General features: G+C 41.9%; 8 protein-coding genes and 1 pseudogene. 8 read left to right on the top strand and 1 reads right to left on the bottom strand.

The genetic code is table 11. The annotated features are described in order from the left end of the window. Positions 1-105: 105 nt before the first annotated feature. The 8 genes and pseudogenes from AC2VDX_RS12145 (at position 106) to AC2VDX_RS12180 (ending at position 7,843) form a co-directional block, all read left to right on the top strand. Complete coding sequence (locus AC2VDX_RS12145; RefSeq protein WP_378179032.1) at positions 106-1,125, top strand: nucleoside hydrolase; 1,020 nt, start codon at positions 106-108, stop codon at positions 1,123-1,125. A gap of 88 nt (positions 1,126-1,213) precedes the next feature. Beyond that, positions 1,214-2,706, top strand: a pseudogene (locus AC2VDX_RS12150) (bifunctional metallophosphatase/5'-nucleotidase). 89 nt (positions 2,707-2,795) lie between these two features. Continuing rightward, complete coding sequence (locus AC2VDX_RS12155) at positions 2,796-3,167, top strand: hypothetical protein (RefSeq protein ID WP_378179035.1); 372 nt, start codon at positions 2,796-2,798, stop codon at positions 3,165-3,167. 219 nt (positions 3,168-3,386) lie between these two features. After that, the gene (locus AC2VDX_RS12160) at positions 3,387-4,439 is read left to right on the top strand and encodes an EF-hand domain-containing protein (protein ID WP_378179038.1); all 1,053 of its coding nucleotides are present in this window, start codon (positions 3,387-3,389) and stop codon (positions 4,437-4,439) included. Positions 4,440-4,442: 3 nt separating this feature from the next. Beyond that, positions 4,443-5,396 (top strand): NADPH oxidase family protein, encoded by a 954-nt coding sequence (locus tag AC2VDX_RS12165; RefSeq protein WP_378179041.1) that lies wholly within the window; start codon positions 4,443-4,445, stop codon positions 5,394-5,396. 108 nt (positions 5,397-5,504) lie between these two features. Then, on the top strand, positions 5,505-5,822 hold the full coding sequence (locus AC2VDX_RS12170) for a hypothetical protein (RefSeq protein ID WP_486928165.1): 318 nt from the start codon (positions 5,505-5,507) through the stop codon (positions 5,820-5,822). Positions 5,823-5,955: 133 nt separating this feature from the next. Further along, positions 5,956-6,372 (top strand): globin family protein, encoded by a 417-nt coding sequence (locus AC2VDX_RS12175; RefSeq protein WP_378179047.1) that lies wholly within the window; start codon positions 5,956-5,958, stop codon positions 6,370-6,372. Between the two features lie 154 nt (positions 6,373-6,526). Beyond that, a complete protein-coding gene (locus AC2VDX_RS12180) occupies positions 6,527-7,843 on the top strand; it encodes a globin family protein (RefSeq protein ID WP_378179050.1) in 1,317 nt (438 codons plus the stop codon). Here AC2VDX_RS12180 and AC2VDX_RS12185 read toward each other — a convergent pair. Next, the coding region (locus AC2VDX_RS12185) for a transposase (protein ID WP_378179053.1) at positions 7,820-8,050 on the bottom strand (231 nt) is incomplete at its 5' end. The genes AC2VDX_RS12180 and AC2VDX_RS12185 overlap by 24 nt on opposite strands.

Raw genomic sequence — 8,050 nt, forward strand, 5'->3', positions numbered from 1 at the left:
ATAAATTTCGCTATTTGCAATTAGAATTGAGCCGCCGCTGTTCCATTGTGCATTGGAGCTACGATTTACTGCCCAATATGCTTGTCTAATCTTTCATGAAGTTTTATGTCTGGATTCAACACTTCTGTGACAACTCAACTTACTCATCCCAAAATTATTCTCGACACTGATCCGGGTGGAGATGATATCTACGCCTTCCTTTGGCTTCTCGGCTTGGTCAAACAAGGACTCGCTGAACTTGTTGCTGTTACTTCCGCCGATGGCAATGTCGCTGCTAAACGCACGTTTTCTAGTGCTAGCCAAATTTTAAATTTAGTAGGGTTCTCAGACATAAAGGTGGGTCGCGGTGTCCCCTTAAAAGAAGAAATTGTAGAAGATGCTGGCCATATTCATGGGTCGGATGGGATGGGCAATCTGTCCCATACTTTACCTCCAGCCACGCATAACTTTGAGGAAGCTCACTACTCCGACGAAATCATCATCGACGAGCTGAACGCAGCTCCGGGAGAGATTACCATTGTAGCGATCGGACCCCTGACCAACCTCGCTGCTGCGGAAACGAAAAGTCCCGGCATCCTGAAAAAAGCCAAGGAAATTGTGATCATGGGGGGTGCCTTCTTCTGTCCTGGTAATGTGACTCCCCATGCTGAATTTAATATTTGGTTTAATGTTGAAGCGGCTCAGACAGTATTTGATAGCCGAGATGATATTGTTGTGATGCCGCTAGATGTGACGCGGCACTTAATCTTCACGCGAGAGATGACTCAGGCAGTCACTCAGGCGAATCCGGAGAGTAAACTTTCTCAATTCTTGATCGCTCTTTGTGAGTTCATGATTGGCACAGCCTTGAGTTATCGAGAAACAGCAGGAATTCCAGGTCTCCTTGTCCATGATGCAGCAACCTTGGGATACCTATTTTATCCAGAAACACTGATGTTGAAAAGGGCAAAAGTCCAGGTTGAAACAAAGGGAGAGTGGACTCTGGGACAGACATCCATTGATAGTCGTCCTGCACCGAAAACAGGAGCAAATGCCTGGGTGGCGTTGCAGGTCGATGAGGGCAAATTTTTCACCAGCTTCGTTGAAGATTTGAAGCAGCTATTCACAACCGCTGCTCTTTCGTGAAGGCGAGATCCCCGACTTCTTAAAGAAGTCGGGGATCTGAAACGCTGAATAGGCAAAATTAAACGTATTAGTTTCACAAACGTAAAAAATGATGATGACCACAGAGCGGTTTAAAAAGTTTACGATCTTACATTCAAATGATATGCATGGAGACTTCCTGGCAGAGGCTGGGGGTGAAGAAGGTCATTTGATTGGTGGAATGTCGCTGCTTTCCGGCTATATCAATAAGGTGCGCCAGGAAGAGAAAAACGTGCTTTTTGTCATTTCTGGTGACATGGTACAGGGTTCTCTCATTGATAAGGAATATAAAGGTCTTTCAACCATAGAGATTATGAATTACCTCGCTCCAGATGTAGTGACTCTGGGGAATCACGAATTAGATTATGGGTTACCTCACTTACTGTTCCTGGAAAAAATGGCAAATTTTCCAATCGTGAATGCCAACTTGTATATCACAAAGTACAACAAACGCTTGATGAATCCATATATCATCCTCAATGTAGATGGATTCGATATTATGTTCATCGGGATTATTACTGAAGAAGTTCTCAAGTCATTAAAACGTGACGGTAGTATTGGCACATTCGTAAATCTTGAAGATGCTGCTTCAGAAGTTGGTAAAATTTGCGACGCCTACAAAAACGAGGACATTGACTTAACAATTCTGCTAACTCACATCGGTTTTGAAGAGGATAAAAAACTAGCGGCATTGCTAAACCCGCAATGGGGTGTGGATATGATTATTGGCGGACACTCCCATACATTTTTAGAACAACCTGCCGAAGTTAACAATATTCTGATCGCACAAGCTGGAATTGGCACAGATCAAATTGGACGTTTCGATATTGTAGTGGATGACGATACTAACAGCATCGTTGAATGGAAGTGGCAACTCCTCCCTGTAGATAATAATCTGGCTGAGCCAGATCCAGAAATCGAAAAGCTGATTGCGACTTTCCAAGAAGAAGTCGATCGCAAATATAATCGACTAATTGGAAGATTAGCACATAAACTGACCCATCCTAATCGTGAAGAAGAAACGGAATTGGGTAACTTAATCGTTGATATTGTTGCCCAACTAGATACGTTAGATGTAGCTCTGATAGGAAGTGGTTCAATTCGTAAAACAAAATTAGGGCCGCTAGTGACACTGAGCGATCTTAAAGAAGTTTTTCCTTACGACGATGTACTTTATAAACTTAAAGTTACAGGCGTACAGCTCACCCAGATATTTGCACATATTATGAGACTGGAAAACAGAATTCCCGGTGAAAGTTGTTGTTTTCAGGTAAGCAAAGGTACTCAGGCAGTTTACAGTGATTCCCAAAATCAGCTTGAATCTTTGAGCATTATTTGAGCATTAATGGACAACCTGTACAAGCTGATGCTGAATACACTATCTGTGTAGAGGAATATCATTACAAAAATTCCCTACATAGTCTAGGCATAACAACTGAAGAAGTGACAAAATTAGACAACGCAAAAGTAGTTTCAACCTCTTGCCAGAATGTCCTTGAAGAATACTTTAGCCATCATCAAAATCTTAATAGCCATATAGAAGGACGATTAATTTACAACTAGAAATATTTTAAACCTTTGCTTAACGGGTTCTGCCTGGGTAGCAAGGATTTATATCGCCTTCTGATTAGTTTTATGGAGCAGTAGTTAGGATGATAGTCCTTCCCAATCAGCCCGTTCCAGTAATAGTAGATAAAGACGGTGGTGTTGATGATGCCTTGGCTTTGACAATGCTTTTATTGGACGATTTATCCTTGAAGGAGCTGCTATTTATGAAAAAAACTCCTTCAGAAAAAGCTGTCGAGGATATGAATTCTAGAGAAAAGGTCTTCCACTACTTCAAAACCAAATATTCCAATCTGTCAACCATCTATACGCTGATCGCCATTATAATTTCCTGGTGTGGGATTTGGGGTTTGCTCTGGGACATCCCCATGCAACCATTTTGGCGATCGCTACTGACCATTTTTCTTGGCTTCTTCTTGCTCTATATTGACGATTTGAAATTGGACGAGATTGGTTGAAACAACTGTAGCCAGCTACAGTGCGTGACACATCAATATAGTACCTCCCAGCTAGGAAAAGAAATAGATACCCATGAAATTAGACAAATTCGTACACGCCAAAATAGGGTTTTTCTAATATCGCTCCCTGAAAGTCATTTAAAAAAATTGCTTTTTTAAGGCGATAAAGGCTAGAAAAAATACTCCAAAAAGTAAAATTTTCAAGAGGTTAATTGGACGATGGATACGCCCAGAAAAACTTTAGAAGAATTGCGAAGAGTCTTTACCCAAATTGCCGGAAAAGACCAACAGATCGACCAAGCAGAATTTAAGAAAGCTCTGGGGCTAAAAGACGAATATTTTGCAACCCGAATGTTTTCCATATTTGATAGCGATAAAAGTGGCATTATCAACATTGAAGAGTTTTTGAAAACAGTAGAGGAACTTGTCTTTGCAACTGAAGATGAAAAACTGGAATTTGCTTACCGATTGCACGACATAAACGGGGACGGTTCCATTGAAAAGGATGAAGTTTCTCGTTTGATTGTTGCTAGTTTGAAAGAAAATAATCTCGATTTTCCGCCGGAGCAAGTTGCCGCTCTAATTGACATTTTGTTTTTAGAAGCTGATACAGATAAAAGTGGCGAAATTTCATTTAAAGAGTTCAAAGGTTTAATCGGAAAACATCCCGATCTTCTTGAGGCGATGGCAGTTAGCCCCGTTAGCTGGTTAAAACCTCGCAAGCCAGATGACACCATACCAGTTCTGCCCAAACAGAAAAGGTCGCGCCAGCTCTACGTCAAGCATTACATTCAAAACAACTGGGTTAAGATTGCTTTTTTGTCTCTCTATCTTGCTGTCAACTTGTTGCTTTTCTTTGGAGCGGTTGATCGATACGCAAGCCAAGGCGCAAATTTGTACGTACAAATTGCGCGGGGATGTGGCGCAGCGCTCAACTTTAACGGGGCATTGATCCTAATTCCCATGTTGCGGCATTTTATGACTTGGCTTCGCAAAACGAGCATCAACAACTATCTGCCCATAGATGAGGGCATCGAGTTTCACAAGCTCGTGGGTCAATTCATGTTTGCCTTTGCGATCGTCCATACGATCGCGCATTTTCTCAATTACACCACATTGCCGATTCCCTTTGCACAAAGTCTTTTTGCAACGAAGGCTGGCTTGTCAGGATTTTTATTACTGCTAGTTTTCGCAGTTATGTGGGTGACAGCGCAAGCTCCAATCCGCAAAGGCGGAAAATTTGCGCTTTTCTATACAGCTCATATGTTGTAAGTCGTGTGGTTTGCCCTGGCGTTAGTTCACGGGCCAGTTTTTTGGCAGTGGGTGTTGTTACCTGTTGTGGGATTTGCGATCGAACTGGTTATTCGCGCTCGGAATACAAAAGAGCCAGCCTATGTAGTTAATGCCACTTTACTCCCCTCCAAAGTTCTAGGTTTGGAAATTGCACGTTCGCAATCTTTCCACTATCAACCAGGGGACTATGTGTTTGTTAAATGTCCCAGTCTCTCCAAATATGAATGGCATCCATTTACAATTAGTAGCGCCCCCGAAATGCAGGATGTCTTATCTGTACACATACGCTCTGCGGGCAGTTGGACTGGAAAGTTATATCAACTTTTCCGAGAGCAGCACGAGCAATGGATACGGTCAGGTAACTCTAAATACGAGCCTGGAGTGCTTGTCCATTTAGATGGTCCCTACGGTACGCCAAGTACCCACATTTTTGAATCTAAGTACGCTATTCTAATCGCTGCGGGTATTGGCATAACTCCATTTGCCTCTATCTTGAAAAGTATGTTGTACCGCAACAAACAAGGTTCTTCAAGAATGAATTTGCAAAAGGTACATTTTTACTGGCTCAACAGAGAGCAAAAAGCGTTTGAATGGTTTGTTGAACTGTTATCCAGAATCGAAGCCGAAGACACTAACAACCTATTTGACATTAATTTGTATATGACAGGTGCCCAGCAAAAGTCTGATATGAAATCCAGCACCCTATTTGTGGCAATGGATTTGATGCATTCCCAAACGCAGGTTGATTTGATTACAGGTTTAAAGAGCCGTACACAAACGGGTCGTCCAGATTGGGAGGAGATTTTCCAAGATGTGGCAAAGCAACACGCGCCCGATAAAGTTGACGTATATTTCTGCGGCCCTCCCGGACTCTCGCTACAATTGAGGAATCTCTGCCATAAATACGGGTTTGGCTATAGAAAAGAAAATTTCTAGCCAAAATTCTGGTAACTGTGGATAAAATCTGAAAAGAGCGATCGCTCTCCCTCCCGATCAAAAACACCTTACTTGAGTACCTCCAAACTAGCAAGAAAAATAGAGTCAATGAAGTTAGACAAGTTTGTACTAGCACAAAATATGGCTTTTCTGATGTCAATTCCACCAGAAAGTAATTTAAGAAAATTACTTTCCTTTTGTTTGGCGGTAAAGGCTAGAAAAAAGCTTTCAGGAACAGAAATTTTGAAGATGACGTGCGAACTAATGGAAAACCCATCTAATTTGCCTTATTGGACTCAAGATGTGATGGGACTCGATTTTGATTACAGTGCTGAGGAGTGGCAAGCATTGGGAGAGATGGGCATAGAAAATGCAGGAGATTTTATGGCTGCGATGTGGCAAGAATTAGATTCTTTGAGTTTGTAAGCTCAAGCCCTGGCTGAAGCACAGGGATTCTCGGACTCTAGAAAAGGAATTAAAATCATTCGTAAGGGCGGAAAGTCCAGAAAACCCTGTGTTTAGACATGGGAAGGTTATCCTTTCAAGTCAGGTACAAAATATGTCTTTGAACGTTGAACTTTTAGAGCAAAGTTTTGAGAAGGTCAAACCTCATGCCGATGAATTTGTAGCCAGCTTCTACGAAAATCTATTTGCCGCTCATCCAGAAGTGAAACCGCTATTTGCTAAAACGAATATGGCAGAGCAACGGAAACATCTGTTAGCGGCTTTGGGCTTGGTGGTACAAAATCTCCGTAAACCAGAGGTTTTAGGGGAAGCTCTCAAAACTTTAGGAGCCAAACACGTTGGATATGGGACAATTCCCCAACATTATCCCGCAGTTGGGGGAGCATTGCTGACAACTTTTGAACAGTATCTCCAGCAAGATTGGACTCCTGAAGTCAAGCAAGCGTGGACAGATGCCTTTGGAGTAATTACACAACAGATGTTAAAAGGTGCAGACGCAGTATCTTTTTAGTTTTCAAGAAGCTTATCGACCTTTTCAAATCAAAAACTCTGATTAACAACCTATCTGGAATACTAAATACTTTGCTCATAAGCCAAAAGGTCTTATGAGCAAAGTATAAGGATTTAAGCATAGCAAAGTTTAGCTTTTAAATTAGGGGCGAAATATGTCTTTGAACGTTGAACTTTTAGAGCAAAGTTTTGAGAAAGTTAAATCTCGTGCTGATGAATTTGCAGCCAGCTTCTACGAAAATCTGTTTACAGCGCACCCAGAAATGAAACCGTTGTTTGCCACAACTGATATGGCAAAGCAACAGAAAAAGCTGATTAATGCTCTGGTGTTGGTGGTAGAAAGTCTCCGCAATCCCGATGCTTTAGGGGAAGTTCTCAAAGCTCTGGGAGGTAGACACATCGGATATGGGGCAACTGCCAAACATTATGGTCCAGTTGGGGAAGCCCTGCTGGTATCTTTGGAGCAATATCTACAAGAAGATTGGACTCCTGAAGTCAAGCTGGCGTGGGTAAATGCCTATAGAGCGATAACGCAAACGATGTTACAAGGTGCAGGTGTAGCTCATGCACCAGAAAAAGTAGAGACAAGGGCAACTTCACACAAACAACCAGCGACAGCACCAACCGCACCAGCAGAACAAAAAAGCCAGTCAGTCCCAGATTTAGAGTCAAAATTACCTGTAGAGATACTGGAACAAAGTTTTGAGAAAGTCAAACTTCGTGCTGATGAATTTGCAGCTAGCTTCTACGAAAATCTGTTTACAGCGCACCCAGAAGTGAAACCGTTGTTTGCCACAACTGATATGGCAAAGCAACAGAAGAAGCTGATTAATGCTCTGGTGTTGGTGGTAGAAAGTCTCCGCAATCCCGATGCTTTAGGGGAAGTTCTCAAAGCTCTGGGAGGTAGACACATCGGATATGGGGCAACTGCCAAACATTATGGTCCAGTTGGGGAAGCCCTGCTGGTATCTTTGGAGCAATATCTCCAGCAAGATTGGACTCCTGAAGTCAAGCTGGCGTGGGTAAATGCCTATAGAGCGATAACGCAAACGATGTTGCAAGGTGCAGGTGAAAAAGCTCAACCAACAGTTGTACGAGATGAAACAGCAACTATTAAGAAACCTTCAGAATTAAAGGTAGAAAGAAACGAATATAAGCCATTTCAACCCGAAATAAAGCCGCAGAAAAAGCCTTTAGTATCAATTCAGTTAGATGGGGATATTTTCAAAGAAATTCTAGCGAAAGTTACCGACAGTTATCAACAATTTCAGACTCAATTATCAGAGCAGTCGTGGAGTCAAACCATTAAAAAAATACCGGAGAAAGTTATCGACACTTTCTGGACACAACCGGTATGGGTAGTCGCTACGGCTTCAGCTGTCATTATGACGGTAGTTCTGGTGATCGCCGATGAAAATTCTTGGCTCTTCAGTACCTGTTATGCTAGATCAACAATTAAAATGCCAATTTAATAAGCATCTAATCCGGAAGTTTTCCAAGTTTCTAAATCCATAAGCCGAGCGTTTAATTAGCTTGAGTTTGTTATTTATACCCTCAACAGTACCACTAGTTGTCCTATTATCAAAGTAAGCAATAATTTCATCAAACCAACGAATAATAGTATTGTGGCTATTTGGAAAATATTTTTTAGCTCTCGATAACCATATACCTAGTTTCAA

Source organism: Coleofasciculus sp. H7-1, assembly GCF_057473865.1.

Coding starts and splice junctions, on each gene's coding strand:
- AC2VDX_RS12180 (WP_378179050.1), top strand. CDS start 6,527: ATGTCTTTGAACGTTGAACTTTTAGAGCAAAGTTTTGAGAAAGTTAAA.
- AC2VDX_RS12160 (WP_378179038.1), top strand. CDS start 3,387: ATGGATACGCCCAGAAAAACTTTAGAAGAATTGCGAAGAGTCTTTACC.
- AC2VDX_RS12155 (WP_378179035.1), top strand. CDS start 2,796: ATGATAGTCCTTCCCAATCAGCCCGTTCCAGTAATAGTAGATAAAGAC.
- AC2VDX_RS12175 (WP_378179047.1), top strand. CDS start 5,956: ATGTCTTTGAACGTTGAACTTTTAGAGCAAAGTTTTGAGAAGGTCAAA.
- AC2VDX_RS12170 (WP_486928165.1), top strand. CDS start 5,505: ATGAAGTTAGACAAGTTTGTACTAGCACAAAATATGGCTTTTCTGATG.
- AC2VDX_RS12145 (WP_378179032.1), top strand. CDS start 106: ATGTCTGGATTCAACACTTCTGTGACAACTCAACTTACTCATCCCAAA.